Genomic DNA, 25,709 nt, shown 5'->3' with positions numbered 1-25,709 from the left:
CCGATGAGCCAGAGCCTACAAGCCGACCCGCCATTGCTGAGCGTGGAGCAGGTCGAAGTTTTCTACGAACAGTCGATTCTCGCCTTGCGCGGCGTCACGCTGCAGGTCGGCAAGGGGCAAATGGTGGCCCTGCTCGGGGCCAATGGGGCAGGCAAGAGCACGACGCTCAAGGCGATTTCCAGCCTGGTGCGGGCCGAACGCGGTGAAGTGGTCAAGGGCCGAATTGTCTATCAAGGGCAAGTGATCACCGATGCCGACCCTGCCAGCCTCGTGCTGGCGGGGCTGGCCCAGGTGCTTGAAGGGCGGCATTGCTTCACCCACCTGAGCGTCGAACAGAACCTGCTGATCGGCGGATTTGTCGGGCGGCCGTCACGCAAGGTGCTGAATCAGCGTCTGGAACGCATCTACGGTTACTTCCCCAGGTTGCGCCTGCTGCGCAAGCGCCTGACCGGCTACACCTCCGGTGGCGAGCAGCAGATGGTCGCCATCGGCCGGGCACTGATGTCCGAGCCGCGCCTGTTGCTGCTGGATGAACCGTCCATGGGCCTGGCGCCGCAGGTGGTCGAGGAGATTTTCGAGATCCTCGCCCGGCTCAACCGCGATGAGGGTTTGAGCCTGCTGGTGGCCGAGCAAAACATCAACATCGCCCTGGATTACGCTCAGTACGCTTTTGTGCTGGAGAACGGCCGGGTGGTGGATGAAGGTTCGGCGGCCGAGTTGGCCGCGCGCGAAGATATACAGAATTACTACTTGGGGGCCGTGGGGTAGGGCACTGTTGAGCACTAACTGCACATGACGCTGACGGCCTTCGCGGCGCGTCGCAGTTCTTGTTTAACGTCGACCGGTATCCGCTGTTTCACGAGTCGTTGCTCGAGGAATGTCTGATCGCCTTGGGTATCAACCTGAGCGTCAATAGCCGCATCCTCTGCTTCGATGGTGGCAGCGTGAGCCTCTATGACCGAGTCGACTTCTGCGTCGTTCTTGGCGGCGTCGAGCGCACCAATGAGTGTCGCCACTTCGTCTTCTTCAGCCTTGCCATAGGCTTCTACAGACAGTCCTGCAGCCAATGCCCGCGCCCGGATTTCCACGCCTTTCAGCGTCTGCTTGGCCTGTCCGCACAGCATTTCGTGTTTTTGGCTTTCGACGATTTTCCATTGGAAAAATCCATACGTCATCGTGCCGATAATTGCTGCGGTGATACCACCGATCAGGATCCGTTTCATGGCTACAGTCGTGAGTATGGGGGTTGAGAGTTCGGTGGACATCGCTTCGTTCTCTATCAGGAAATGAAAGCGTAGCACCGGAACCGGCCTGGCCCCGTCCAACGTCAGTGCTAATTACAGTAGTGAAGGAGCAGCGTGTCTTCAAGATTATAGCCTCACGACCCTCGGCGATCAGCTTGGGCAATGAAACGTACCGGCGGTCAGACTGCCTGAATTTTCCCTCCTGGCGGTACTCCACCGTCCGAGGAGCAGCCGCTCCTTAATAGCGGTGTAATCCGCCGGGGGAACACGTAATGCCATCGGTCGAAGATTTCAGAATCCAGTCTCACGCTTTCCTGATCGAGTTGGACGCCGCAACGATGGGCATGATGACGCTGGTCTCTTCCAAATGTGTTTCAGGACCAGAATGGGAAGAGGCGACTAAACGGCATCACGATGCTTACGAAATCTGGAATGCCTTCCTTAATGTTTCTGCTTCAAGCACTAACGTCGTGTCCGGGATTAGTTGACCACTACAGGAAGAAAAACTGGCGTCATGAAATAGACGGCTGGCGCCACCCCATGCCGCTTGCAAAGTCTCTACCTTGATCTTTACTAGTCACTGAACGTGGGAGCGTTCCTCATCAAATATGTCTTTTATATCAAGGTTTAAGCTCGCCTCTTGAAGTTCCGCCTTGATCTTTTTCTGATCTACCCAAAATAAAGCTCAACGGATGACGAAGAAATGAAAGAGAACGTGGCGGCAATTGTCAGGAAACTTATATCTCCTTCAATGCGGTATGAGATAAGGAACGCTTTAAACTGGTTGCGAAACTTCCTTCGCCGTGCGTGTTTCTGGCGCTGGGAGATTGCCAGGTTCAGAGTGCAGAACAAAAGTCCTTACGAAATCCTCTATATCGGAAGGAAAAAGAAGCGGGAGATGGCCAAGCTTCTCATAAGGGGAAAGGCCCAAGGTGATTCCCCCATGGTCGACAGCGAACCGGAACCTGGCGCGTTGAATCATGTGGTAGTGGTCAGTGAAATGCCGACCTCGGGGGCCTTGTCTGTACCCTTGTATCTGAGTGCCGTCGTACCGCTGGGGCGATCCATCGAGGAGATCACCACAAAATACGATAGCGAATTGCGTCGAAATATACGCAAGAACCGACCGCGCTACCGAATGGTCCAGACGCTGTTGGATGAAGACATTGAAAAGGCAGACAAGGAAATGCTTCGACCTTATGCCACGGCAAGGCAAGGCATCCACGCTGCGCAATTAGCCACGCAGGAGGTTTTAAGGATCGCCAAGACTGTCGGCCGGCTCGACCTGATCATGCTGGAGGACGAGGTTGTTGCATGTCACCTTGGCTGCGTAATAACCCGGGGCGGAAAACGCTACTGGAGCACGCTACGTTTCGGATATACCGAGGCGATTTTTTCAGATGCCAAAAAACTGCGTGAAGTGAACTCGATTACTACCTTCATGGCACTTGAATGGGCGATAGAAAATGGCTTCGATTATTACGACATCGGTCTTTGCCTGGCACGACCAGATGACGGACTTCTGAAATGGAAAAGAAGGCGCGGCGGTGATATTGATTCCCTGGGAAACCACGCTTACATGTTTGTCCGGCTGCCCAAGACAGGTACAGCCAAATTCCTCTGGGACACGCCGTTATTCGCTGTCGAAGGAAAGGAGTTGACCCTTCACCTTGGCTTGCCGGACGGGCTAAGCGATGAGGAGGTCGCCAGTCGTTATCATGAAATGGTATTTGGCGGGCTGCACAAGATTTATCTTTATTGCGCCAGGAGTTCGGGTGAAAAGTTTCTCGACACCTTGCGTAGTCGCTACGCCAGTTTGCAGACCCCACCCATTATGAAAAGGATTGCATCCAGCTGAGCAGTTTCCACGACTGAAATAAACAGAGCGCTTCGCGTCTGGCTATTGACCCTGTCCCGCAGGGAGGACTCTTCATGGAAAGCGATGTCTCGCAAATAAGCACGTCGACCACTGGCAATCGGAAAAAATGGACCCTTGCCGCCTACAGATTTATGGCAAGAAAAAGACTCGCACGAAAGGCGGAGATCAGCTTGAAAAGCCTGGCGGTGAAAAGCTGGGATGTTGCTCCGAGTGGGATATCGCATTCTCCACCGGCTTTCTTCCTGCCCAATCAAATGGACCGTGTGACAGGATGGGAGGCGAAGCGCTTTTATCCTTTCGAGCATCCCGCTCGCACAATGGAAGGGCTGGGCGACGTAGTACAAGGCCCGACACGTGGCTACTTGATCAAGGATGTCTGGCTGATCGATGGCGCGCTCTACAAGGACAATGCAAGTTTCTGGCTGTCTCTCAAGCCTGGTATGTTTCCGCGAATTGTCGTGGAAAACGAGATCGATCGCGCGGCCGCTTACTGCACGCAAAATGGAAATACATGGTTTGGGACATGGTTGATGGAAGACTGCCCGACCTATTCATTGGCCTGCGATGAAGGCGTCCCGATAACCACCGCGCCATCTGCCAGGTTTCCCTTATTTACCCAGGCCCCCGCTTACGAGGACTGGTTTGACATGAAACCGGTTCGCTTGAACGGCGCGTTCTTTCGTGAGCTCGTGCTATTCGACGATGTGAGCAACAATCAAAGCAGGCATTTACGTTTCCGTGCCATGGGTGAAAAGCTACTGTCGCACGTGAGCTATGACGCTCACCCTGGCGTGTTCATACTCCGGGGTGGCGATGGTGACTTGCGCTTTTTGCGCAATGAAATGGAGCTCGCTGAACATCTGCGCAAGACCAGGGGTTTTCGCATAATCAATCCTTTGAAGACCGATGTCCCTACCATCGTGGCGACGTGTGCCGGGGCGCGGACCGTGGTAGGGGTCGAAGGGAGCCAGCTTGTACATGGTGTCAATGTACTGCCGCAGGGTGGTTCGTTGCTGGTACTGCAGCCACCGAACCGTTTCGTCAGCTACTTCAAGTACCTGACGGATCGCGACAACCAGAATTTTGGCTTTGTGGTCGGAACGCCGGAGGGCGATGGCTTCAACATCGACATTCAAGAGGTTGAGCGCACACTGGACCTGTTCCCATCCTGATGGGTGATGGCGCCTCCCGGCGATTCACCGTTTCAGTGCTCTTTGACTTTCTTGATGCGGAAAATAATCAGCGCAAGGATCGCAATCGCGAGGGGCGTCATCGCCAGCATCGCCTCTCGCGGGGCCACCTCGGCGCCGAGCAGGTGCAACCCTGAGTAGCCAAGCTTGAGCAGGTTCAGCAGGTAGTAAGTAATGGCAATAATCGACAGACCTTCGACGGCGCGCTGGATCTTGATCTGGGCGTCGGCGCGGGCGTTCAGGCTTTTGAGAATTTCCGAGTTCTGTTCTTCCATTTCCACCTGAACCCGGGCTTGCAACAGGTCGCCCAGGTTGGCCACGCTTTTGGCCAGGTGCTCCAGGCGCTGTTCGGTGGCGGTGCAGTACCTGACGGTGGGTTTGAAGCGGCGCTCGATGAACACCCCGAGGCGCTGGCAATCGCCTACGTGACTTTCCCGCAACTCGCCCAGGCGCTCGTACACGAGTTGCGCATAGGCTTGGGTGGCACTGAAGCGGTGGCGGGTTTTCGCGGTACTGCTGACGACTTGGGCTGACAGGTTGGAGATGTCCGCCAGCAGGGCTTTCGCGTTGCCGCTGTCAGCGTCGGCGTTACGCTCGGAGAGGGTGACCAAGGTCTTGTCAAAGACATCGAGTTGCGCGCTCAAGGTCTTGGCCGTGGTCAACGACAGCGAGGCCATCATGCGGTAGGTCTCGATTTCCAGCAGACGACGGATCATCCGCCCTTGGCGGTAGGCGTTGAGGCGCCGGTTGACGAACAGGATGTGGTTGTTGCCGTCCTCGCTGAGACGAAAATCGCTCCAGACCACCGCATCGCCACCGCCCACGCAGGAACCGCACGGGTCCTTGAAGCCGTAGCCGGCCAGGTCCAGACCGGCTTCGCCACGCACGACGATCTGCACCGAGTTGATCAGCTGCGGCAAATGCGCTTCGACCTTCTGCGCCAGCACCTCGGGCAGCGATGTCCAGGACAGGTCATCGCTGGATGAAGTGACCACCAGGGTCAGGGTGAAGAACTCGGCGTGGCGCTCCCATTTCAGGGCGTGGCCATCGAGTTGGGTGATGCCTTGGGCGGCATGAGGATCGATCGGGGTAGGGCCGCAGCGCTCCAGCAGCGCATTGCACTCCGGTTCCCCGCCAAGGAAGGCCAGATGAAACACATGGGCCGGTTCGTCGAAGTACAGTGACGGACGCGCGTGCAGTTCGTTGTGCAGGGTTTGTCTTTGCGGATGCATGCTGTTCAGGCCATTGATCGACTGCTGTTGTAGGTGGGACAGGTCGATGAACTGATGAGTCACAAGCTCAAAAAAAGGCGCCTTGTAAATCGTGACTCAGGCGCCAAAAACGGAAGAAATGGGTTACTTCTTGCTTGATTGCTCTCTGATCTGAGTCAGGCTAAGTCGAGGGGTCAACGCTTCAGGGTCGACTCTGACCTCAATCAAGGATGGTCGGGACATTTCAAGGCAGCGTTCAAACGCTGGTGCAAACTCCGACGTGGTTGTTACCACCTCGCCATGCAGTCCATAGGCTTGGGCAAGTGCGGCGAAATCCGGGTTGCGCAATTCAGTGCCTGACACGCGTCCAGGGTAATTGCGTTCCTGGTGCATTCTGATGGTTCCGTACATTCCGTTGTTGATCACAACGAAAATCACATTGGCGCCATATTGCGCTGCGGTCGCTATCTCCTGGCCGTTCATCAAGAAGCAGCCATCCCCTGAAAACGAAACCACCACTCGATCCGGGCACGTCAGTTTGGCGGCCACAGCAGCAGGAACGCCGTAGCCCATGGAGCCATTGGTAGGGCCTAGCTGGGTGCGGTATTGGCGGAACTGATAGAAGCGTTGAAGCCAAACGGCATAATTTCCGGCGCCATTGGTCAGGATCGCGTTGTCCGGAAGTCTGCGATTCAACCACTCAATGATTTCCGCCATCTGGACGTCGCCTGGGGAGGGCGAGTGTTGCAGATTTTCGCGGTAGTTTTTGTTGAGGGTGCGCGTCCATTCACTCTTTATCTGGCTGGTCACCGCCGGAAGTTTTGCGGCTGATTTGGCAAAGGTCGACATGCTGCTGTTTATCGCTAACGCAGGCTGGTAAACCCGCCCCAGTTCCTCGATGCCTTGGTGAATATGGATCAAGGTTTGCTTCGGTACCGGGATGTCCAAGGCCGCATATCCGCCCGTTGAAACCTCACCCATTCTGGAGCCCACGACCAACAGCAGGTCGGCGTTTTTTACCGCGGAGGACAGCTGCGCTGACGCGGCGAAACCAAGATCACCGACATAGTTCGGGTGTCGATTGTCGAACAGGTCCTGGCAGCGAAAGGAGGCGGCAACCGGGATATTTTGCTGTTCAGCAAAAAGGCGAATGTCGTGTACTGACTCGGTATCCCAACCGCTGCCACCCAGCACCATCAATGGCCGCTCCGATCGCTCAAGCAGTTGCTGCATGGCGGCCATTTGCTCGGCTGCCGGGGTCATCAATACGCGTGTGAACGGCCCTGCATCACTGACTTCCGCCATTTCGGTCAGCATGTCTTCCGGCAGTGCGACCACGACAGGCCCAGGCCTGCCATTGACCGCTCGGTGGAACGCCTGGCTGATCAGTTCGGGAATTCTGCGGGTGTCGTCTATTTGCACGACCCATTTCGCCAAGGGGCCAAACATCTGGCGAAAATCAACTTCCTGAAAGGCTTCGCGATACTGCTGATCGCGAGCGACCTGGCCAATGAACAGAATCATCGGCGATGAATCCTGGAACGCGGTGTGAACGCCAACCGAGGCGTTCGTTGCACCCGGGCCTCGGGTCACGAAGCAGATGCCAGGCTCTCCAGTGAGCTTGCCGTAGGCTTCTGCCATATAGGCCGCCCCACCTTCCTGACGGCACACCACCAGATCGATTTCTTCTGGCACGTCATGCAATGCGTCGAGAACCGCGAGGTAGCTTTCTCCCGGAACACAAAAAGCTCTTTTGACGCCATGGATGCGTAAGGCATCCACCAATATCTGACCTCCGCTACGACGAGAAATGGTTTTATTCATTGTTATCTCCTGAGTCGAATGGTGCGGTGTGAAAGGGTGAATCGCTCTCTTTCTGACAGGTACTGACTCGATCAATTGGAAGAACAACGGCTAACGTCTGCACCACGAATTCTGAGCATCATCGAGTAGGGGTACAAACGATGATTGCTCAGCACTTCATTCCCTCAGCTATTGAAGTCAGACTTCAAGTCGCCAGATTTTCCCGGTGAGACGGAGTAGGTGGGTGCCTCATACCATCCTTGACTGGCGAAAAGGAAGTCCGTACCTTTCTGGAATGATCATTCCAGAGAAGTAATCCGATGCGTCCCAAGGAATTTGAGCACGACGAAATTGTCGACGCTGCCATGCAGGTTTTTTGGCAACTCGGCTATTGCGCCACGTCGATACAGCATCTGGTTGACGGTACCGGATTGTCTCGAAGCAGCCTCTACAACGCCTTTGAGAACAAGCATGGATTGTACGAGCATGCACTGCGCCGGTATCACGATCTGACTGTCACGAACGTAGCGCTGCTCGAGGAGTCTGGCTCGGTCAAAGGACTGATCCAGCAACTGCTGATGAGGATCGTGAATGATGAACTCAGCAATACCGGGCAACGTGGCTGCCTTGTCGCCAATGCCACACTGGAACTGGCCGGCCAGGACGAGTCCGTTGCCGAGTTGGTCTCGCGTAACTTCCTGCGTCTGGAGAAAGCGTTGGAGCGCGCGCTCATCCGTGGCCAGGCAGAAGGAGAAATCGCCATGCATAAGAACCCTCGCGCGCTCGCACGTTTTATCGTGAACACGATCCAGGGCCTGCGGGTCTTGAGTAAAGGCAGCGCTCACCAGAATCGTCGGCAACGCTTGCTGGATGTGGTCGATGTCGCGCTAGATTCGTTGTAGCGCGCAAGCGATTGTTCCGGCGTCGCGAGCGCGATACCTGGCATCGGCCAGGATTTTTTTGTCCAGTACTGGAACGATCATTCCAGGGAGTGAAGTCTTTATCAGGGATACCAGGATGACCATGCAACGCGACAATGGATTGATAACAACGGGGCCCGACGAAACGTCTTCTGCGCAAAGGCTACCTGTGTGGAGACTGTTGGCATTTACGATGGCTGGCTTCATCACCATCATGACGGAAACCATGCCTGCCGGCCTGCTGCCCCTGATCGGGCAGGGGCTGGGCGTCTCGCAGGCCATGGCGGGTCAGTTGATTACGCTCTACGCCTTGGGTTCGGTGCTGGCGGCGATTCCGGTCGTTGCTGCTACGCGAAAATGGCGCAGGAGGCCGTTGTTCCTGATGGCGATCGGCGGGTTGTTGGTCTTCAACACCGTGACGGCATTGTCCTCCCACTATGTACTGACCCTGGTCGCGCGCTTCATCGCCGGAATGGCGGCGGGCGTGATATGGGGACTGTTGGCCGGTTATGCACGCCGCATGGTGCCCCATGATTTGCAGGGACGGGCCTTGGCGGTGGTCGGTATCGGTCAACCGGTTGCTTTGTGTCTCGGTGTGCCCCTGGGCACTTGGCTGGGTGCTCTGTTTGATTGGCGTGGCGTGTTCTGGATCATGTCAGCCCTCGCGTTACTGCTGTTCGTGTGGGTGCGGTTTGGCGTACCTGACTACGCGGGACAAACTGAACGTCAGCGTCAGCCGATCCGCAGCATTCTTCTGACCCCAGGGTTGCGCTCGATACTCTTTGTGATTTTCGTTTGGATACTTGCGCACAACATCCTTTATACCTACATAGCGCCATTCCTGGTTTCCGTCGGACTTGGCCAGCGAATAGACCTCGTGCTTCTACTCTTCGGTGTCGCCTCTATCGTCGGCATCGCAGTCACAGGAATGTGGGTGGATCGCGGGTTGCGCGCGCTGACGCTTCTTAGTCTGGCAGTTTTCGCGATGGCGGCGCTGGTGTTGGGAATGGCAAGCACCTCGCCCGGCCTTGTGCTCCTGAGCATTGCGATCTGGGGGCTGACGTTCGGTGGGGCGCCAACGCTGCTACAGACGGCCATTGCCGATACCGCCGGCGACGGCGCCGATGTCGCGCAGTCGATGCTGGTCACCATTTTCAATCTGGCAGTGGCAGCGGGTGGCATCGTTGGTGGGCTGTTGCTGGAGAAGGAGGGACCCAGTTCTTTTCCCCCAACGCTGCTGGTTTTGGCGGTGCTCGGTCTGTTCGTGGTTTGGCAAGCCAGGAACGATGGCTTCAAGTCTGGCCATCGAGCAATCTTGCAATAGGAGTGGTTCAACGGTGCGGATCGTGGGGCAGGGGCGACCTCATAGGCCCTGACCTCACAAATAATCCGTCTCTGGCATAGATGGAACGTAATCGCTTTGTGCCAAGCCAGTCGCAAGCAGCAGGCCAATCAACGATGCCAGTCCTGACGCCAACCAGGTCCAATGCCATCCACCCGCCCAACCGGCCAACTTGGCCAGCAGTGGCGGCATGACAAACATGCCCATTGATGAAATCTGCTGCACCCAACCCACAGCCGTCGACACGGTTCGTTCACTGGGCGCAACGCTCACGGCGAGCATGAATAGCGTCCCCGGGATTACCCCGCCGACGGCAGAAAAGACCAGTACGGCGCCATAACGCAAGACAGGCATGCCTTGAGTGAACTGGCCGAAAGCGAACAGCGTCGTGATGGCCATGCACATGTATCCGACCATCAACAGCCGCCTGGCACTGATACCCCGATGCAGCAAAAGCGCTGCCGAGGTACTTCCGCTGATATTGACGAACGCGGCCAGCGCCGTCAGCGCACCTGCCATCGGCACCGACAAACCGGTGTCGGCGTAGATCGATGGCAGAAAGCCGATGACGGCAATCCACTGCCCCGCGTACATGGCAAAGGCGATGCCTACACGCCAGGGGCCACTCGCCTTCAGCGTGGTCCATAGTCGATGCGTCCAGACTTCATTGGGCGCCGTTGTCCGCCGCGCAGAGGCAGTCTCTGGTGGCCGGCGCTGTCGATCGGATGGCACGGCCCGTACAAGCCAGATAATCATTACGGCCGAACAGATGGCCGGAACGCCCCACCACCCTTGCCATCCCATAACTTCTATCAATATGGGGCCGGCGATAAAAGCAATGGACGTACCGATCGCTACGTAGCATCCCCATAGCCCCAGATGTAAAGCCAGGCGCTCGCGAGAAACCAATTGTCGTATCAATCCGGGCGTCGGCAATGTTGTGAGAAGGAAGCCCAAGCCTTCCAGGGCTCGAAGCATCAGCAGTTCATCGGGCTGCCGCGCCCCCATACCAATGACACTGGCGACGCACAGGATCATCTGACCGCTAACGATACTTCTGCGCAGCCCCATGCCATCGCTGAATACACCGATCAAAACGCCGGCAAGCATACCCGCCAGTTGCGTCAGCGATAGCAGGAACCCTGCCTGCACCATCGTCAGGTTCAACGAGGCCTGGAGAGCGGGAATGGCCGGGGAAACCTTACCCAGGTGCAGGGCGGCGACCACGCCCGACAGGATGACGATGCCGGCCGGGGAAAAACTGATTTTCCGCATGAGATCTCCACCGCCACAGCGCGCACGAGCACAGGCACGGAGCACTGTGCGGTTTGCGTCCCTACCGAGGCAGATCGCCTGGTTTGATGGGAAAAGAGTGACGGACAAACTGAATGGTTAGTTTGCCGACTGGAGCCGATATTGTTTGATCAGTATTTCGTGGTGGTGCACTACTATGAAATTCTGAATTCACAAGTAGGCCTAAAATGGAAAAAATCATTCAGCTCGATAATCTGGATCGACGTATCCTTCGTACCTTGCAGTCCGATGCCAGCCTCAATGGAATAGCGTTGGCTGAAGCGGTGTCCAGTTCGCCAGCCTCCTGCTGGAGAAGAGTTCGGGCATTGGAAGAAACAGGCGTCCTGGGGGCTACCGTTCGCTTGATTGATCGACGGGCAGTCAATCGCGATGTCGATGTGATCTGCTCGCTGCGGCTCAAGTCCCACGGCGAGCAGGATGCCGAAGTCTTCGAACGCTTCGTCGCAGACCAGGAGAACATTCTCGAGTGCTACACCGTATCGGGCGAATGGGATTACCTGCTTCGGATCGTCGCGGCTGATATTCGAGACTACGAGCAATTCTTGATGCACACCCTGTTGCGACATCCCTCTGTTGCGAATGCCAGCTCACAGTTCGCGTTATCGCGGGTGAAGTACACCACTCGCGTGCCGGTCTGAACCCGATCACCATCGGCTCCACCTGACCCGCCTTCAATCCAGGCGGCCTCAGCGCGTTTTGTCCGTGAAATTGCAATTTCACATGACTACCGACTAATATACGATCCATATACATTTCATATTGGATTGAGCAGTGGGTATCGTAAAAATTTCAGAAGCCATGCACGAGAATCTGCGCGTCGCCAGCGATGCGTTGAGTCGCTCGATCAACGCCCAAGCCGAGCACTGGATGCGCATCGGGATGCTTGCCGAGTTACATCCCAACCTGGATCACAGCGACATCTGCCGCGTGCTGATTCGTGCCGAACTGGCTGGCGGCCTCGATGTAAAACAGCTATGCGCACTCGCCGATTTTTCGCAAAGCGCCCAGGTTGATGCAGCATCAGGAGCCAAGCAATGAAGGCCAATGTAAAGCTCAATACCCCGGCAGAAATAGCCATGTCTCGGGCTGCGGGCACGCTGGCCGCCGAGGTGCTGGCCATGATTGCTCCCCACGTCAAAGCGGGGGTCACTACCGATGAACTGGATCAGCTCTGTCATGACTACATCGTCAATGTGCAGAAAGCGATTCCGGGGAATGTCGGCTATCACGGCTTCCCGAAAACCGTGTGCGCATCGGTCAACCAGGTGGTCTGCCATGGCATTCCTTCGGCCACGCCACTAAAGGATGGCGACATCGTCAATATCGACATTGCCGTTATCAAGGAGGGTTGGTACGGCGACACTAGCCGCATGTACTTCGTGGGTGAGCCCGGCCCGGATGCCCGACGCCTGGCAGAGACGACCTATGAAGCGATGTGTGCCGGTATTCGCGTCGTCCGCCCCGGCGCTACCCTGGGTGACATTGGCCATGCCATTCAGACGGTGGCCGAAAGAGACGAGTTCAGCGTCGTGCGCGAATACTGCGGTCACGGTATCGGCAAGATTTATCACGATGAGCCGCAGGTCCTTCACTACGGCTTCCCAGGCCAGGGCCTGAAACTGAAAGCCGGCATGATCTTCACCATTGAACCCATGTTGAACGCTGGCAAACGCCATGTAAAAACCCTGGCTGATGGCTGGACCGTAGTCACCAAGGATCACTCACTCTCGGCTCAGTGGGAGCATATGGTCGCGGTCACTGACGACGGTTTCGAAGTTCTGACCCGTTGGCCCGACAGTGTCGATGGGTATCCCGCTATCGTTTAGGCGCGGCGCGTATAGATCACCATCAGAATGGCCCCTTGTACCGAGCCCGCACTGTGTGCCGCGTTGGGGGCGCGGCAACAGTAGTCGCCGACGTTCAGCGTTCGATCCTGATCAAAGAATGAGCCTTGCAGCACGAACAGTTGCTCAAGCTCCCCTTCGTGGGTGTGGCTGGCGACATGCGCGCCAGGGTCGACTTTCATCAACAGGGTTTTTTCACCGCGCTCGCTGTCCTCGAACAGGGGTTTGATCCAGAAGCCTTCAGCCTTTGTCGGCAACCAGTCATCCATCGAGGACGAGTAATAGAGAGAACCTTCGACCGGCCCCTGAATGCCGTTTTTTCCGGCAATTCTCCACGAGGGTGTTTCATCTCTTGGCATGATTCTTCACCTGGGTTCGTTTACAAGTCCTTGACCAGTCTCAAGGCATCGTAGATCGCCGCGTGGGTGTTGCGCGCAGCCACGGCATCGCCAATGCGAAACAACTGGAATCTGCCGTCCGGGTTGGTCAGCACGCTTTGTGGGTTGCCGACGATCAGGTCCTGATGTTCGACCACACCGCCGTTGCTGGAGACGGGTTTCAACTCGAAATACAGTTCGTCCAGCGGTCGGGTGCCATGGTTGACCACCACTTGATCGACGCGTCGGACCTTGCGCGCACTGCCGTAGTCACTGTCGATGGTCGCCAGCAGATCATGGCCCTCGCGTTCGACGGCGAGCAGTCGGAAGGTGACGGTGAAGGTGGTATCCAGGGCTTGCAGCGAGCGCATGTAGGGCACCAGGTTCATCGCCATGACTTCCGGTGCGAAGGTCCGGTCCGGCGTCATGATCTCGATTTTTGCACCGCTTTTGGCGATGAACTCGGCGGCCTGCAGGCCCGCATGATCACCCGCGTCGTCGAACAGCAGGACATTGCGCCCGGGTTTCACATCCCCGGAAATAATGTCCCAGGCCGAGACCACCAGCTGATTGCCCGCAGAAAGAATCTCGGTGTGGGGCAGGCCGCCGGTGGCGATGATCACCACGTCCGGGTTTTCGTCGTGGACGGTGCTGGCCTCGGCCCAGGTATTGAAACGAAAGCTGACGCCTCGGGCCAGACACTGGGCCATGCGCCACTCGACGATGCTGATCATTTCCCGCCGCCGCTCCGATTGCGCGGTGAGCCGAACCTGGCCACCGGCCTGATTGGCCGCTTCGAATACCACCACCTCGTGACCGCGCTCGGCCGCCACTCGCGCCGCTTCCAGCCCGGCGACACCGGCGCCGACAATCACGATTTTGCGTTTCCTCGGCGCCTTGGGGATGTCATGGGGCAGGGTGGTTTCACGGCCGGTGGCCGGGTTGTGGATGCAATAGGCCGCACCGCCCTGGTAGATCCGGTCCAGGCAATAGTTGGCGCCGACACAGGGGCGAATATCCTCTTCGCGACCCTCGATAATCTTGCGCACGATATGGGGATCGGTCATGTGCGCGCGGGTCATGCCCACCATGTCGATCTTGCCCGAGGCGATGGCATGGCGGGCGGTGGCCACGTCCGGGATCTTCGCCGCATGAAAGGTGGGGAAGTCGGTGGCGGCGCGAATCTCTCCTGCGAAGTCCAGGTGCGGTGAGTTGCGCATGCCCTGGATCGGAATCAGGTCGGTCAAGCCAGCGTCGGTGTCGATGTGTCCACGCACAACGTTAAGAAAATCCACCATGCCGCTGTCTTTCAAACGTCTGGAGATGTCCAGACCATCGGCCGGGGTCAGTCCACCGGGCAGTTGTTCGTCGCCGGTATAACGCACACCGACGATGAACTCATGGCCGACGCGCTGGCGAATGGCGCTGAGGACGTCGAAGGTAAAGCGCAGCCGGTTATCGATGGAACCGCCATAGGGGCCATCGAGGTCGTTGGTCAGCGGCGACCAGAATTGATCCATCAAATGCCCGTAGGCTTGCAGCTCGATGCCGTCCAGACCCGCAAATTTCATCCGCTCGGCGGCGTCGGCATAGTCCTTGATGATGCGTTCCACATCCCAGTCTTCCATCTTCTTCGGGAAGGAGCGATGGGAAGCCTCTCGCTCGAATGACGGTGAGACCACGGGCAACCAGTCGCCCTTGTCCCAACGCGTGCGCCGACCAAGATGGGTCAACTGGATCATGACCGCAGCGCCATGTTCGTGGCAGGCGTCGCTGAGGTCTCTCATCCAGCCGACCACCTCATCCTTGTAGGCGAGGATGTTGTTGAACACCGGTGGGCTGTCCCGCGAAACCGCAGCAGACCCAGCCGTCATGGTCAAGGCCACGCCGGCCTTCGCCCGTTCCACGTGGTAGGCGCGATAGAGATCCTTGGGCATGCCGTCTACGGGATAGGCCGGCTCGTGGGCGGTGGTCATGATGCGGTTTCTGAGAGTCAGGTGCTTCAACTGATAGGGCTGGAGGAGCGGATCATTCAGCATCGTCAAGACTCTCCGGAAGAGGGCAAGGACCTACGTTGAAATTACGTTAGGATGAAATGTACACCTGTGTCAACAAGCTAGACACAGGTGTACATTTTGCTTGCGCGGTGTCGGGTGAGCGACTAGGATCGAGCCATGAACGAACAAACCAAAGCAGTAGAAACCGGCTGGAGAGGGTCCCTGGAAGGGTGGCTCGATGCAGCGTATGAAAGCCTGACCGAGTGCGGTGTCGACACGGTGCGGGTGATGCCGCTGGCCAAAAAACTGGGGTTGTCGAGAACCAGTTTTTACTGGTTTTTCAAGGATCGCGAAGAGCTGCTCGCCGCATTGATCGAGCGCTGGCGGGTGAAGAACACCGGCAATCTGATCGCCCAGACGGAGTGTTATGCCGAAAGCATTGCCGAGGCGATGCTCAATGTTTTCGACTGTTGGCTGAACCCGGAACTGTTCGATTCACAGTTTGAATTTGCGATGCGCAGCTGGGCCTTGCAGTCCGCTGAAGTGGCTGAACATATCCGGGTGGCCGACATTGCCAGGCGCGAAGCCCTTATCCGGATGTTCGTGCGTTTCGACTATGCATTTGACGCCGCCGATGTGCGAGCTCGAACGATTTACCTGACGCAGATTGGCTATATCAGCACCAACACCCGAGAGGATGTCGGGGAGCGAATGCGGCGGATTCCCGAGTACGTGAAGATATTCACCGGCCAGGAACCCCTGGAACGCGAGTTGAAACGCTTCTACTCCCGCCATGGGTTTGTGATGGATGAAGTTTCACCGCCAACCCCTGACTGACCGCGACTTCTGACTGACGAAGGCAGGTTCAAATGTTCGACGAACCCACGATAGGCATTATCGGTGGATCGGGATGGCTTGGCCGCTCGATTGCTCTGGCGATGCTCGACAAGGCTTTTGTTCAGCCCGGTGCGTTGGTGCTTTCGAATCGCAGCACCAGCAACCCGTTACCGAGTGCCAAGTGGTCACAGGTGTCGGTAACGCGGGACAACCAGGCACTGGTGGAACGTAGTGATGTGGTCATCGTGTCAGTACGTCCCGAGCAGTTTGTCGACGTGAAGATTTTTGCTGAAAACAGACTGGTGATTTCGTTGATGGCCGGCGTGTCCCTGGAAGAGGTGGTACAGCGTACTGGCAGTCGTCAGGTGATTCGCGCCATGGCCAATGCCGCCGCAGAGATCGGCAAGTCCTATACACCGTGGTTGGTCACGCAAGAGGTCACCGACGAGCAGAAAGCGTTCGCCCAGCGGCTGTTCGAAACCTTCGGCAGCGCCGATGAAGTCTTTACCGAACACCAGTTGAACTACCTGACAGCGCTGGTGGGAACAGGGCCTGCTTACCCGGCGTTGCTGGCTCGCAGCTTGTTCCAACATGCCGTGAATAGCGGCTTGCCTCCCGCCATTGCCCAGCGCGCCGCCAATGCAGTGGTGGTCGATGCCAGCCAGCTGATCGGCAATGGGCACACCGTCGACGAACTCTTGCAGGCGCTCATCAGTTACCGCGGCGTCACGGCGGCGGGCCTTGAAGCGATGATCGCCGACGGCTTCGATAAAACAATAAAAGCAGGTCTGGATTCGGCGGCTTCGGTCGCCAGTTCCATGAGTCCATTTGCCCATTCTGCTGACACGAAAGAAGGTCCAATGACGCGGTAGTTGGCCCTCCTTAACTCTGGCCGCAATCGAGGTTAGCGTTTATGAATATAAAGTCTTTCTCGAAGACGGGACTTGCACTGGGGATTGTTGCCTTCACGGGTTGGGTGTCAGCGTCTGAGTGTGGTGATGTGACGATCGCCAACATGAACTGGCAATCAGCCGAAGTGATGGCCAATGTTGACAAGCTGATCCTCAATGCCGGCTACGGTTGTAATGCCGATCTGGTCTCTGGCGATACGGTTCCAACCATCACTTCGATGACTGAAAAGGGTCGGCCCGATATCGCCCCCGAAGGCTGGATCGACCTGGTTCCGGAGGTCGCGAAGAAGGGTATTCAAAGCGGTAACCTGGTTCAGGCAGCAAGCTCCTTATCCGACGGCGGTTCTCAAGGCTGGTGGATTCCAAAGTACATTGCTGACGCCCACCCCGACATCAAGAGCTTCGATGATGTGAAGAAGCATCCCGAACTGTTCCCGGCCCCTGACGACAAGAAAAAAGGCGCGATCTACAACGGCCCCCAAGGTTGGGGCGGCACCGTGGTGACCAGTCAGTTCTTCAAGGCCTATGGCTTCGAGAAGGCCGGTTTTGTGCTGGTGGATACCGGTTCGGCAGCGGCGCTGGACGGCTCCATTGCCAAAGCCTACGAGCGCAAGGCGCCCTGGTTGGGGTTTTATTGGGAGCCCACCGCCTTGTTGGGCAAGTACCCGATGGTGAAACTGGAAAATGGCCTTGCTGTCGATCCGGTGGAGTGGAAACGTTGCAATACGGTCGCCGACTGCCCTGATCCAAAACCGAATGGCTGGCCGATCGATCGGGTCTTTACCTTGACCACCAAATCCTTCGCGGCTCGCTCGCCGACCGTCATGGCGTACCTGAACAAGCGCGCCTGGTCCAACGAGACGGTGAACAAACTGATTGCCTGGATGACCGATAACCAGGCCACCGGGGAGGAAGGCGCCAAGTACTTCCTGAAAAACAACGAAGCGCTCTGGAGTCAGTGGGTCACGCCTGAAGCGAGCAGCAAGATCAAAGCTGCACTTTAATCTCTCGGGTCAATGCAGCCCGTTGCGACAGGCTGCATCGACCCCTTTGCGCAGACAACAATAAAAACACCCATGTATTGAAATGACCTGCCAGCGTTCTTACGGTCTTCTACGAAAGGGGAATGTCATGGAGTGGTTACTCAGCTTTCCACATATGGAGGACGAAAGACTCCGGGCCTTGAAAAAGGCCATCGACGGTGCCTTTCGCAATTTCACCAGCACCTACGGCGATAGCTTCGAGGCCTTTTTCCAGCCGTTGCAAGTGTTCCTTAATCAGTCCGAACGGTTCATGACCACGACGCCATGGCCGATCATCATTGTGCTGGTCGCCCTGATTGCCTGGTTCGCCAGCCGCAGCTGGAAAATTGTCCTGGGTTGCGTGTTCACGCTGATGGCTATCGGGTATCTGGACATGTGGTCCGACACGATGAAGACGCTGTCGATGATCTTCGTCTGCACGGTGATATCCGTTGTCATCGGCTTGCCGACCGGCATCGCGATGGCCCGCTCCAATCGTCTGCAGAACCTGGTCAGCCCAGTACTGGACGTGATGCAGACCCTGCCAAGTTTTGTCTATTTGATTCCGGTGGTGATGTTGCTGGGGATCGGCAAGGTCGCGGGGCTGATTGCGGTCGTGGTCTACGCCTTGCCGCCAATGATCCGCCTGACCAATCTCGGTATCCGCCACGTCGACGCCGAGATGATGGAGTGTGCCGACGCCTTTGGCTCATCCAGCTGGCAGAAGCTGAAAAATGTCCAGTTACCTCTGGCGTTGCCATCGATCATGGCCGGCATCAACCAGACGATCATGATGGCCCTGGCCATGGTGGTCATCGCGTCGATGATTGGGGTTCAGGGGCTCGGGCAACCGGTGCTCAAAGCCATTTCCAACCAATACTTCACCCTGGGCATGTTCAACGGCCTGGCCATTGTCGGTATTGCGGTGATCTTCGATCGAGTCAGCCAAGCCTACGGCAAAAGGTTGCAAAAGCATCTGGAGCGGGTCCATGGCCACTAATCTGACCAACGATTTCGGCATCGAAATCAAGCATCTCTACAAGATCTTCGGTTACCAGGCGCATGCCAGTATCGAGAGGGTCAAACAGGGCATGAGCAAGGCCGAACTGCTGAGCAATCACAGTCATGTACTGGGTTTGAAGGACATCAATATCAGCATGCCGTCGGGGGGCATTCAGGTGATCATGGGGCTTTCCGGCTCGGGCAAATCGACCTTGATCCGACATATCAATAGATTGATCGAACCCACGGCCGGCGAAGTCATCGTCGGTGGCGTGGATGTGCTCAAGATGAGCCAGAATGATTTGCGAGAATTTCGCCGGCACAGAATTTCCATGGTGTTTCAGAAGTTCGCGCTGCTGCCGAACCGGACCGTGCTCGACAATGCGGTCTATGGGCTGGAGATCCAGGGATTGCCCCGTGGCAAACAAGAAGAGATCGCCAGGGGCTGGCTGGATCGGGTAGGGCTCAAAGGTTACGAGCGTCACTATCCCAATCAGCTTTCCGGCGGCATGCAGCAGCGCGTTGGCCTGGCCCGGGCACTGGCCAGTGATGCGCCGATCCTGTTGATGGATGAAGCCTTCTCGGCCCTTGATCCGCTGATCCGCATGGACATGCAATCGGTGCTCCTGGACCTGCAAAAAGAGATCAAGAAGACCATCGTGTTCATTACCCATGACCTTGATGAGGCGCTGCGCATCGGTGATCGCATCGCTATCTTGCGTGACGGTGAGGTGGTGCAACAAGGCACCCGGCAGGAGATCGTCATGAGTCCTGCCGACGATTACATTGCCAACTTCGTCAAGGAAGTGAACCGGGGGCGGGTGATCAGCGTCGAGGCCATCATGCGGCCGTTTGTTCGGGCGAAGGCTGGAGCAACGCTGGCGGTAACCATGGGGACGTCACTCGAGTCGGCGGTCAAACGACTGGTTGAAGCGGGACTCGACGAATTGGTAGTCACTGACAGTCAGGGTCAGCCGGTGGGGCAGTTGGCGCTCAAGTCCATTATTGCAACGATGGTCACCTCGACGGTGAGCGAGGAATCACAGGTGGTTCAGTTACGAGCCGCAGCGAAAGTGACACGGCTCGCCGAGGAGTAATCTTCTTGGTTTTTCAGTTCGTCATGGAAAACGGATAAGGACCCTCTACGTCACGGCTTTCAGCTGGCCTGATCAATCGCAAAAATGGCGCTAGTGGTTTTGAAACTTCTACAGTTAGCATTGAGGTTTATCAACGCACCCAACGACAGGTTGGGTTACGTAACCGAGTAGGTCGAACATTGATCGAACGACGCCAATTTAGCGGAGGAATGAAGGGGAAAAATCTCCGCTATCTGAATGAGAACCCCAACGAGAAAACTCAAATGGTTCGGGCAGGATTTCTGTTGCTTGAGCATTTCTCGCTGCCCGCATTCACGCAAGCACTGGATACGATTGTCACCGCGAATCTTCTGCGACCCGGGTTGTTCTCTTCCCGAACGTTTGGCTTGACCGATGAGGAAGTCATCAGTGACCTGGGCCTGGTCATTCGGCCGGATGCCCGTTTCGATGGCTCAGCGATCCAGGACCTGGACCTTCTGGTCATTTGTGGCGGTTACAGGACAGAACTCAAAGCGACGGATGAACTCATCTCCCTGTTGAGGGCTGCATCAGACCAGGGTGTCAGTCTGGCCGGGTTGTGGAATGGCGCATGGTTCCTGGGAAGGGCAGGCTTGCTTGACGGATATCGTTGCGCGATTCACCCCGAACATCGCCCCGCACTCGCGGAAATCTCCAAGGCGACGCATGTCACCAGTGAGCCCTACGTCATTGATCGAGACCGGCTCACGGCTTCCAGTCCCTCGGGGGCATTCCACATGGCGCTGGACTGGATCAAAGGCTTGCACGACAAAGCCCTCGTCGAGGGGATTGAGGACATTCTGGCTTTCGAGGAGTCGCGTTATCGGCGGATAAAACCGACTGAAAATGTCTGCGTGAGTGCGCCATTACGCGAGGTGGTGAAGCTGATGGATGCCAACCTCGAAGAGCCTCTGGAGTTGGAGCAGTTGGCGGTATACGCAGGCCGTTCGCGTCGACAACTCGAGCGCTTGTTCAAGGAGCAACTGGGCACAACGCCGCAACGGTATTACATGGAGCTGCGAATTACCGAGGCGCGTCGACTGCTCCAGCACACGGAGCTGTCCCAGGTGGACGTGTTGGTTGCGTGTGGCTTTGTATCGCCCAGCCACTTCAGCAAGTGCTATAGCTCGTATTTCGGATACAGGCCTTCCAAGGAAACACGACTCGTCAAATAGCACTGCTTCTTGAGTCTGTGCTTACTCGTGATTTGCGCAGATTTACGCCGACCCTTTACCCATCATATTTTGGTTACGGGCGGCGGTTTGCCCGGTAGGCATATCGCAAGCCAATCAATAGAAACAGGGTGATCAGGCCGACTCCCAGCCCACGAGTAATAGCCGGTTTAACCAATGGCACAGGGTTATCTTGTTGGCAGGCTGCGCTATCGACTTCTGCGACGGTGATTTGCCCGTTGTCTGTCAGGAGCAACTTTTCGTCATTCAGGATCACCGCCTGTTGTTCCAGATCCAAAGCCTGATACTTCCAGAGCGTTGGCGATCCTTCTCGGCAATAGGTGAACGTTTTCGGGTTTGAAGCGGCAACGATACAAGCGTCGTTGATTCCCCGTTTTTTCAGCGTTTCAGCAGCCGACCTTGTGAAGTCCAGGTCGAGGACGGGAATCATCCCTGTAGCAGACGCCGCGACCGAAACCAAAAGGCTGCCCGCGACGCAGATTGTTGAAGTTTTCAAGGTAGGGCTCCCCTTGTAGTTCATTTATTTTTTTATTTGCGCGCGGAGCGTGGACAGCCTGCCTTTAATGAAATTTGGCAATAAATAAGCCTGCCAGTTTTGGCGGGCGAAAGTCCCCAACCTTGGGGTGTTCCTGAAAGTGGGGCGGCCTGTCGTCTAGATGCTTACCACAATCAACACCCCGTTCAGGTCCTGCATAAACTCCATGATCGTTGCCAGGCTTGCGGTCTGCATCCTGCAACGCCCATCACGCAAAAGATGCCAAAGCAAGGCGCGGGCCAATAGCCAAGTATTTCGACGAGACCGACGCCCTGTGTTGTTCGTCGCCGCAACAAACGACCGAGTGGTTGTTCAAGGGGCGTCAGCCCGGGAAATGATCTCCGAACATGGGATGGCCGCCCGCGGAGCTTTCGCGCGTGGCCTCGTCCTGGATGACGTCCCAATGCTCGACCATCACGCCGTTCTCGAGGCGGAGAATATCGACCACGACCCAGTTCACCGGCTGGCCGAGGCCAGAGAATCGGCCGTGCAGCATGACGAAATCGCCTTGCGCCACCGCGAGCTGGCATTCATAACGCAGTGTGGGCGACCCCGCGGCGACCAGATCGAACAGGCCCTCGCGACCTGGGGGCACATGAGCACTGTGTTGAATATAAGAGGGCGACCAGAAGTGTTCGGCCGCAGCCAAATCCTTGCGGTTGAATAGGGTGTCGAAGCCTTCGAGAACGATTGCCTTGTTCTCGGCGGGTGTGCGTGCGGTCATGGTCTTGGTCCTGTTAGCAATATGAGGGACAGACGATCGCTGAGGCCGCCTGATGTTGCCAGTTCTGACATCGTCGCGGTCAGCCCAACGCGGGCCCGGCTGCGATCATGTCGTTGAACTGATTGACCCACGCATGCTCATTCGGGCCAGGGTTGGCACGCATCGCCTCGGCGGGTGATACGAGGATTTCGTCCACGCCGCTCTCGAACTGCTTCATCGCTTCCGTAATGAACTGGTCGAGAGGAATGGCGCGCTCTTCCTCGCTGCTATCGAGCAACTCGGTACGTACCCAAGGCGGCGCGATTTCGATCAGTTGGATGCCTTGTTCGCGCAGCAGATAACGCTGTGACAACGTGTAGGAATGGAGGGCCGCCTTGGTCGCCGAATAGACCGCCGTCACTGCCATCGGCACGAAGCCGAGAACGGAGGAGACGTTGACGATCACCGCATCAGGCTTCGCCTTCAGATGCTCGATCAGGACCGAGGTCATGCGAATCGGGCCGAGCAGGTTAGTGGTGACGGTCGACAGTGCGAGCGCATCGTCCACTGGCTTGTCTGCGTGATCCAGCATCATGACGCCGGCATTGTTGATCAGCACATTCACGTTCGGGTAATTGGAAATGAGCTTCTGCGCTGCCGCCTGGATGCTGTCCGGGTCGGTAATGTCGAGCTCAATGGCGGCCATACCCGGATTGGCGCCGAGCGTCTCCTGTAGCCGCTCCATCCGCCGGCCAGAGATGATCACCTGATTGCCGAGCGTGTGGAAGGCTTCAGCCAAGCCTCGTCCAATGCCGGAGCCGCCGCCGGTGATGAAGATAGTATTGCCGGTCATACGCATGACACTTCTCCTGGAAGGATGAAAATAAAGGCCGTCCAGCGCGCCGCCCAGATGAACAGGTCGACCGATGCGTCGTGCAGGGGGGTGACACTAAATTGGCAGCTTCGGCGGGATCTGATTAGCCACTCTTTTTCGCTATCTTCTATGCAAGGGATGCATAAACCTACAAGCCCGACGTGTCACAACCCTCAGCCAGAAGACTGGTTACAAGATGCTCGATCAAGGCGCGGCCGGCACCCCGGGTGCGTGAACCATGGGGGAAGTAGGCATGAACAGGTACGGATTCGGTCTCCCAATCGGTGAGCAGTGTGACGAGTTCACCACTTTCCAGCTCACGCCGGCACGCCCAGGCCGTTGTCGACGTGATCCCCAACCCAGCGGCTGCGGCTGCGACAGCACCCTCATTTTCGTCGGTCGAGAAGTGAGCCTCGAGCTGAATGGTCCTGGTCTCTCCATTGCGTGTGAACATCCAGCCGCTCGGGACAGTCGAGGCTGGACCTGCAATGATTCGATGTGATTGCAGGTCCTCCGGTGTCGTCGGCTCTCCAGCGGCGCGCAAGTAGGAGGGGGAGGCGAGAATGAATCGCTTGATGGTCATGATCTGACGGCTCGTTGCGCTGGAATCCAAGAGCCGCCCCAGCCTTATCGCAACATCGATATTTTCGCGGATCAGATCCTGCCAGTGATCGGCGAGCAGGACCTGGATATGCAGGTTGGGATGCATTGCTGCGAACGGCGCTATACGCGGAATGATTTCCCTGATGCCGATGCTCGTTGGCATGCTGATCCGGACGACGCCACGCAGCTCTCCACCTCCGCGAACGCTCTGCTCAGCTTCTTCCACCGCTGCAAGGATGGGCTCCATGCGTGACAGAAAATCTGCCCCTGCCTCAGTGGGCACGACCGCGCGTGTCGATCTTGCCAAGAGCAGAGTGCCGAGATCGGCTTCGAGTTCGGCCACAATTCTGGAAACCTGGGATTGAGAAAGACCCACTTCGCGTGCCGCGGCCGAAAAACTGCCCAGTCGCGCCACCCTTGTGAAAAGCCTGTAGGTGAAAAGGTCCTTCATCTGTTCAGCACCTCCCATCAGCCAGAATGCACCTTGGGCCCGAGAGGCCCGTGACTGAAGTGAATCAGGTTTTTTGGACAGCTGGGGGGTACTACGACCCCCAGTTGCCAGCGGTGCGGATTGTCATGCTGCTTCGGTATGGAAAGGATAGTCCGTGTAACCCACCTCGGTGCCCCCGAAGAAAGTCTCGCGGTCGTAAGGGTTCAGCGGCCAGCCCTTGCGCAGGCGCTCTGGCAAGTCAGGGTTGGCGATGAAGTGGCGGCCAAAAGCGACCAGGTCGGCATCGCCGGCTTCAAGGATCGCCTTCGCCGATTCACCAGAAAAGCCGCCCGCCGCGATAAGGGTGCCCTTGTAGTGCTGGCGGATGAGTTGGGACGCCACGGGATTCTGGTCCCGGCGCTCGTCCTCGGCGACACCTAAAATGCGTGGCTCGATCAGATGCAGATAGGCGAGGTCCAGCTTGTTCAGTTCGCACGCGACATAGGTGAACAGGCCGACGGGGTCGCTGTCGGACATATCGCCGAAATTGCCGCTTGGCCCCAGACGCACCGCCACCCGATTGCTGCCCCAGACGGCGATCACCGCTTCTGCTGCTTCCAGCAGGAATCGGCTGCGGTTCTCGAACGAGCCACCGTAGATATCCGTACGTTTGTTGCTACCGTCCTGGAGGAATTGATCGAACAGGTAGCCGTTGGCCGAGTGCAACTCCACGCCGTCGAATCCGGCTGCGATACCGCGTTCGGCCGCGGCGCTGAAGCTGTCTACCAGCCCGCGGATTTCCGCGATGGTCAGTTCGCGCGCCGGGGTGCCGGGGGTCCAGCCGGTCTCGGTGAAGGCGAGGCCGCCGTGGTCCACGACGGAAGGGGCCACCGGCTGGGCGCCGTCCGGCTGCAAGAGGCTATTGGACTGGCGCCCCGCATGGTAGAGCTGCAGGAAGATTTTGCCGCCCTTGGCATGGACGGCGTCGGTCACGAGCTTCCAGCCGGCGATCTGGCTGTCATCATACAAACCGGGAGCACCGAGGTATCCATTGCCATTGGGTGCGGCGATAGTGGCTTCGCCAATCAGCAGCCCGCCAGCGGTTGTACGCTGGGCGTAGTACTCGGCCATCAACTGGCCAGGGATGGCGCCCGGCTCGGCACGCATCCGGGTAAGTGGCGCCAGGACGACGCGATGGGCAATTTGGTAGGGGCCTATTTGGATGCTCGTATGCAGTTTGGACATAACATCGATACCTATCAGTGGTGAGATGGGCGCAATGTAGGCGTAAAGTTCGTGAAGAAAAATATCCCGCGATGCCGAACATTTCGGATGATTTTTCCGTAATCCCGCCTTGTAGGTT

The 25,709-nt window shown here is 57.2% G+C and carries 26 protein-coding genes; 15 read left to right on the top strand and 11 right to left on the bottom strand.

Translation table 11 applies throughout. From position 1 onward, the window contains the following. The first annotated feature begins 3 nt into the window (after positions 1 to 3). On the top strand, positions 4 to 768 hold the full coding sequence (locus ACYZTZ_RS16165; RefSeq protein WP_461998955.1) for an ABC transporter ATP-binding protein: 765 nt from the start codon (positions 4 to 6) through the stop codon (positions 766 to 768). 14 nt (positions 769 to 782) lie between these two features. Here ACYZTZ_RS16165 and ACYZTZ_RS16160 read toward each other — a convergent pair whose 3' ends face one another. Further along, a complete protein-coding gene (locus ACYZTZ_RS16160; RefSeq protein ID WP_056741936.1) occupies positions 783 to 1,223 on the bottom strand; it encodes a hypothetical protein in 441 nt (146 codons plus the stop codon). Between the two features lie 293 nt (positions 1,224 to 1,516). Here ACYZTZ_RS16160 and ACYZTZ_RS16155 point away from each other — a divergent pair, with 293 nt between their 5' ends. The 3 genes from ACYZTZ_RS16155 (at position 1,517) to ACYZTZ_RS16145 (ending at position 4,295) form a co-directional block, all read left to right on the top strand. After that, positions 1,517 to 1,732 carry a hypothetical protein gene (locus tag ACYZTZ_RS16155; protein ID WP_056741852.1) on the top strand — a complete coding sequence of 72 codons (216 nt, stop codon included), beginning with the start codon at positions 1,517 to 1,519 and terminating at the stop codon, positions 1,730 to 1,732. Positions 1,733 to 1,947: 215 nt separating this feature from the next. Then, positions 1,948 to 3,102 carry a hypothetical protein gene (locus tag ACYZTZ_RS16150; protein WP_461998954.1) on the top strand — a complete coding sequence of 385 codons (1,155 nt, stop codon included), beginning with the start codon at positions 1,948 to 1,950 and terminating at the stop codon, positions 3,100 to 3,102. Between the two features lie 74 nt (positions 3,103 to 3,176). Then, complete coding sequence (locus tag ACYZTZ_RS16145; protein WP_461998953.1) at positions 3,177 to 4,295, top strand: glycosyltransferase 61 family protein; 1,119 nt, start codon at positions 3,177 to 3,179, stop codon at positions 4,293 to 4,295. A gap of 32 nt (positions 4,296 to 4,327) precedes the next feature. On the opposite strand, the gene ACYZTZ_RS16140 is transcribed toward ACYZTZ_RS16145, so the two are convergent. Both ACYZTZ_RS16140 and ACYZTZ_RS16135 read right to left on the bottom strand, forming a co-directional pair. Further along, complete coding sequence (locus tag ACYZTZ_RS16140; protein WP_462000684.1) at positions 4,328 to 5,545, bottom strand: DUF3422 domain-containing protein; 1,218 nt, start codon at positions 5,543 to 5,545, stop codon at positions 4,328 to 4,330. Positions 5,546 to 5,668: 123 nt separating this feature from the next. Continuing rightward, positions 5,669 to 7,348, bottom strand: coding sequence for a thiamine pyrophosphate-binding protein (locus ACYZTZ_RS16135; RefSeq protein WP_461998952.1), 1,680 nt, complete (start codon positions 7,346 to 7,348; stop codon positions 5,669 to 5,671). A gap of 299 nt (positions 7,349 to 7,647) precedes the next feature. On the opposite strand from ACYZTZ_RS16135, the gene ACYZTZ_RS16130 reads away from it, so the two are divergent. Continuing rightward, positions 7,648 to 8,229: a TetR/AcrR family transcriptional regulator gene (locus ACYZTZ_RS16130; RefSeq protein WP_461998951.1), complete on the top strand. Its 582-nt coding sequence runs from the start codon at positions 7,648 to 7,650 to the stop codon at positions 8,227 to 8,229. Between the two features lie 121 nt (positions 8,230 to 8,350). Next, entirely contained in the window at positions 8,351 to 9,571 is a 1,221-nt protein-coding gene (locus ACYZTZ_RS16125) for an MFS transporter (protein ID WP_462000683.1), read from the top strand. Between the two features lie 54 nt (positions 9,572 to 9,625). Here ACYZTZ_RS16125 and ACYZTZ_RS16120 read toward each other — a convergent pair whose 3' ends face one another. Further along, a complete protein-coding gene (locus ACYZTZ_RS16120; RefSeq protein ID WP_461998950.1) occupies positions 9,626 to 10,864 on the bottom strand; it encodes an MFS transporter in 1,239 nt (412 codons plus the stop codon). A 206-nt stretch (positions 10,865 to 11,070) separates the two neighbouring features. Between ACYZTZ_RS16120 and ACYZTZ_RS16115 the strand changes: the two genes are divergently transcribed. The 3 genes from ACYZTZ_RS16115 (at position 11,071) to map (ending at position 12,729) form a co-directional block, all read left to right on the top strand. Beyond that, a complete protein-coding gene (locus ACYZTZ_RS16115; RefSeq protein ID WP_056741847.1) occupies positions 11,071 to 11,541 on the top strand; it encodes an Lrp/AsnC family transcriptional regulator in 471 nt (156 codons plus the stop codon). A 133-nt stretch (positions 11,542 to 11,674) separates the two neighbouring features. Further along, positions 11,675 to 11,941, top strand: coding sequence for a ParD-like family protein (locus tag ACYZTZ_RS16110; protein ID WP_046046601.1), 267 nt, complete (start codon positions 11,675 to 11,677; stop codon positions 11,939 to 11,941). Next, positions 11,938 to 12,729, top strand: a complete 792-nt coding sequence (gene map / locus ACYZTZ_RS16105; RefSeq protein WP_461998949.1) for a type I methionyl aminopeptidase — start codon at positions 11,938 to 11,940, stop codon at positions 12,727 to 12,729. Before ACYZTZ_RS16110 ends, map begins: the two co-directional genes overlap by 4 nt. On the opposite strand, the gene ACYZTZ_RS16100 is transcribed toward map, so the two are convergent. Together ACYZTZ_RS16100 and ACYZTZ_RS16095 are read right to left on the bottom strand one after the other, a co-directional pair. Continuing rightward, the gene (locus tag ACYZTZ_RS16100) at positions 12,726 to 13,106 is read right to left on the bottom strand and encodes a cupin domain-containing protein (protein WP_461998948.1); all 381 of its coding nucleotides are present in this window, start codon (positions 13,104 to 13,106) and stop codon (positions 12,726 to 12,728) included. The two genes, map and ACYZTZ_RS16100, sit on opposite strands and share 4 nt — an antisense overlap. Before the next feature lie 20 nt (positions 13,107 to 13,126). Beyond that, the gene (locus ACYZTZ_RS16095; RefSeq protein WP_461998947.1) at positions 13,127 to 15,163 is read right to left on the bottom strand and encodes an oxidoreductase; all 2,037 of its coding nucleotides are present in this window, start codon (positions 15,161 to 15,163) and stop codon (positions 13,127 to 13,129) included. Positions 15,164 to 15,298: 135 nt separating this feature from the next. On the opposite strand from ACYZTZ_RS16095, the gene ACYZTZ_RS16090 reads away from it, so the two are divergent. The 6 genes from ACYZTZ_RS16090 to ACYZTZ_RS16065 all read left to right on the top strand — a co-directional run bounded on the left by ACYZTZ_RS16090 (position 15,299) and on the right by ACYZTZ_RS16065 (position 21,183). Then, complete coding sequence (locus tag ACYZTZ_RS16090; protein WP_461998946.1) at positions 15,299 to 15,958, top strand: TetR/AcrR family transcriptional regulator; 660 nt, start codon at positions 15,299 to 15,301, stop codon at positions 15,956 to 15,958. Between the two features lie 32 nt (positions 15,959 to 15,990). Continuing rightward, positions 15,991 to 16,830 carry a pyrroline-5-carboxylate reductase family protein gene (locus ACYZTZ_RS16085; RefSeq protein WP_461998945.1) on the top strand — a complete coding sequence of 280 codons (840 nt, stop codon included), beginning with the start codon at positions 15,991 to 15,993 and terminating at the stop codon, positions 16,828 to 16,830. Between the two features lie 41 nt (positions 16,831 to 16,871). Further along, positions 16,872 to 17,873, top strand: a complete 1,002-nt coding sequence (locus tag ACYZTZ_RS16080) for an ABC transporter substrate-binding protein (protein WP_461998944.1) — start codon at positions 16,872 to 16,874, stop codon at positions 17,871 to 17,873. Between the two features lie 154 nt (positions 17,874 to 18,027). Further along, positions 18,028 to 18,891 (top strand): ABC transporter permease, encoded by an 864-nt coding sequence (locus tag ACYZTZ_RS16075; RefSeq protein WP_462000682.1) that lies wholly within the window; start codon positions 18,028 to 18,030, stop codon positions 18,889 to 18,891. After that, positions 18,881 to 19,990, top strand: coding sequence for a quaternary amine ABC transporter ATP-binding protein (locus ACYZTZ_RS16070; protein WP_461998943.1), 1,110 nt, complete (start codon positions 18,881 to 18,883; stop codon positions 19,988 to 19,990). Before ACYZTZ_RS16075 ends, ACYZTZ_RS16070 begins: the two co-directional genes overlap by 11 nt. 179 nt (positions 19,991 to 20,169) lie before the next feature. After that, on the top strand, positions 20,170 to 21,183 hold the full coding sequence (locus tag ACYZTZ_RS16065) for a GlxA family transcriptional regulator (RefSeq protein WP_461998942.1): 1,014 nt from the start codon (positions 20,170 to 20,172) through the stop codon (positions 21,181 to 21,183). 73 nt (positions 21,184 to 21,256) lie between these two features. Here the strand turns inward: ACYZTZ_RS16065 and ACYZTZ_RS16060 are convergent, their stop codons facing one another. The 5 genes from ACYZTZ_RS16060 to ACYZTZ_RS16040 all read right to left on the bottom strand — a co-directional run bounded on the left by ACYZTZ_RS16060 (position 21,257) and on the right by ACYZTZ_RS16040 (position 25,591). Continuing rightward, entirely contained in the window at positions 21,257 to 21,697 is a 441-nt protein-coding gene (locus ACYZTZ_RS16060; RefSeq protein ID WP_461998941.1) for a hypothetical protein, read from the bottom strand. A 361-nt stretch (positions 21,698 to 22,058) separates the two neighbouring features. Beyond that, entirely contained in the window at positions 22,059 to 22,460 is a 402-nt protein-coding gene (locus ACYZTZ_RS16055; RefSeq protein ID WP_461998940.1) for a nuclear transport factor 2 family protein, read from the bottom strand. A 79-nt stretch (positions 22,461 to 22,539) separates the two neighbouring features. Beyond that, positions 22,540 to 23,298, bottom strand: a complete 759-nt coding sequence (locus ACYZTZ_RS16050; RefSeq protein ID WP_461998939.1) for an SDR family oxidoreductase — start codon at positions 23,296 to 23,298, stop codon at positions 22,540 to 22,542. Between the two features lie 163 nt (positions 23,299 to 23,461). Continuing rightward, positions 23,462 to 24,367, bottom strand: a complete 906-nt coding sequence (locus ACYZTZ_RS16045) for a LysR family transcriptional regulator (RefSeq protein WP_461998938.1) — start codon at positions 24,365 to 24,367, stop codon at positions 23,462 to 23,464. A gap of 123 nt (positions 24,368 to 24,490) precedes the next feature. Further along, a complete protein-coding gene (locus ACYZTZ_RS16040; protein ID WP_461998937.1) occupies positions 24,491 to 25,591 on the bottom strand; it encodes an alkene reductase in 1,101 nt (366 codons plus the stop codon). Positions 25,592 to 25,709: the final 118 nt, after the last annotated feature.

The organism is Pseudomonas sp. LB3P58 (genome assembly GCF_054897895.1).
The sequence above is the reverse complement of the archived record's forward strand: the minus strand, read 5'-3'. Positions and strand labels throughout refer to the sequence as shown.

Coding starts and splice junctions, on each gene's coding strand:
- ACYZTZ_RS16070 (WP_461998943.1), top strand. CDS start 18,881: ATGGCCACTAATCTGACCAACGATTTCGGCATCGAAATCAAGCATCTC.
- ACYZTZ_RS16050 (WP_461998939.1), bottom strand. CDS start 23,298: ATGCGTATGACCGGCAATACTATCTTCATCACCGGCGGCGGCTCCGGC.
- ACYZTZ_RS16125 (WP_462000683.1), top strand. CDS start 8,351: ATGCAACGCGACAATGGATTGATAACAACGGGGCCCGACGAAACGTCT.
- ACYZTZ_RS16165 (WP_461998955.1), top strand. CDS start 4: ATGAGCCAGAGCCTACAAGCCGACCCGCCATTGCTGAGCGTGGAGCAG.
- ACYZTZ_RS16135 (WP_461998952.1), bottom strand. CDS start 7,348: ATGAATAAAACCATTTCTCGTCGTAGCGGAGGTCAGATATTGGTGGAT.
- ACYZTZ_RS16095 (WP_461998947.1), bottom strand. CDS start 15,163: ATGCTGAATGATCCGCTCCTCCAGCCCTATCAGTTGAAGCACCTGACT.
- ACYZTZ_RS16155 (WP_056741852.1), top strand. CDS start 1,517: ATGCCATCGGTCGAAGATTTCAGAATCCAGTCTCACGCTTTCCTGATC.
- ACYZTZ_RS16160 (WP_056741936.1), bottom strand. CDS start 1,223: ATGAAACGGATCCTGATCGGTGGTATCACCGCAGCAATTATCGGCACG.
- ACYZTZ_RS16100 (WP_461998948.1), bottom strand. CDS start 13,106: ATGCCAAGAGATGAAACACCCTCGTGGAGAATTGCCGGAAAAAACGGC.
- ACYZTZ_RS16045 (WP_461998938.1), bottom strand. CDS start 24,367: ATGAAGGACCTTTTCACCTACAGGCTTTTCACAAGGGTGGCGCGACTG.
- ACYZTZ_RS16130 (WP_461998951.1), top strand. CDS start 7,648: ATGCGTCCCAAGGAATTTGAGCACGACGAAATTGTCGACGCTGCCATG.
- ACYZTZ_RS16150 (WP_461998954.1), top strand. CDS start 1,948: ATGAAAGAGAACGTGGCGGCAATTGTCAGGAAACTTATATCTCCTTCA.
- ACYZTZ_RS16090 (WP_461998946.1), top strand. CDS start 15,299: ATGAACGAACAAACCAAAGCAGTAGAAACCGGCTGGAGAGGGTCCCTG.
- ACYZTZ_RS16075 (WP_462000682.1), top strand. CDS start 18,028: ATGGAGGACGAAAGACTCCGGGCCTTGAAAAAGGCCATCGACGGTGCC.
- ACYZTZ_RS16140 (WP_462000684.1), bottom strand. CDS start 5,545: ATGCATCCGCAAAGACAAACCCTGCACAACGAACTGCACGCGCGTCCG.
- ACYZTZ_RS16080 (WP_461998944.1), top strand. CDS start 16,872: ATGAATATAAAGTCTTTCTCGAAGACGGGACTTGCACTGGGGATTGTT.
- ACYZTZ_RS16120 (WP_461998950.1), bottom strand. CDS start 10,864: ATGCGGAAAATCAGTTTTTCCCCGGCCGGCATCGTCATCCTGTCGGGC.
- map (WP_461998949.1), top strand. CDS start 11,938: ATGAAGGCCAATGTAAAGCTCAATACCCCGGCAGAAATAGCCATGTCT.
- ACYZTZ_RS16055 (WP_461998940.1), bottom strand. CDS start 22,460: ATGACCGCACGCACACCCGCCGAGAACAAGGCAATCGTTCTCGAAGGC.
- ACYZTZ_RS16115 (WP_056741847.1), top strand. CDS start 11,071: ATGGAAAAAATCATTCAGCTCGATAATCTGGATCGACGTATCCTTCGT.
- ACYZTZ_RS16145 (WP_461998953.1), top strand. CDS start 3,177: ATGGAAAGCGATGTCTCGCAAATAAGCACGTCGACCACTGGCAATCGG.
- ACYZTZ_RS16040 (WP_461998937.1), bottom strand. CDS start 25,591: ATGTCCAAACTGCATACGAGCATCCAAATAGGCCCCTACCAAATTGCC.
- ACYZTZ_RS16085 (WP_461998945.1), top strand. CDS start 15,991: ATGTTCGACGAACCCACGATAGGCATTATCGGTGGATCGGGATGGCTT.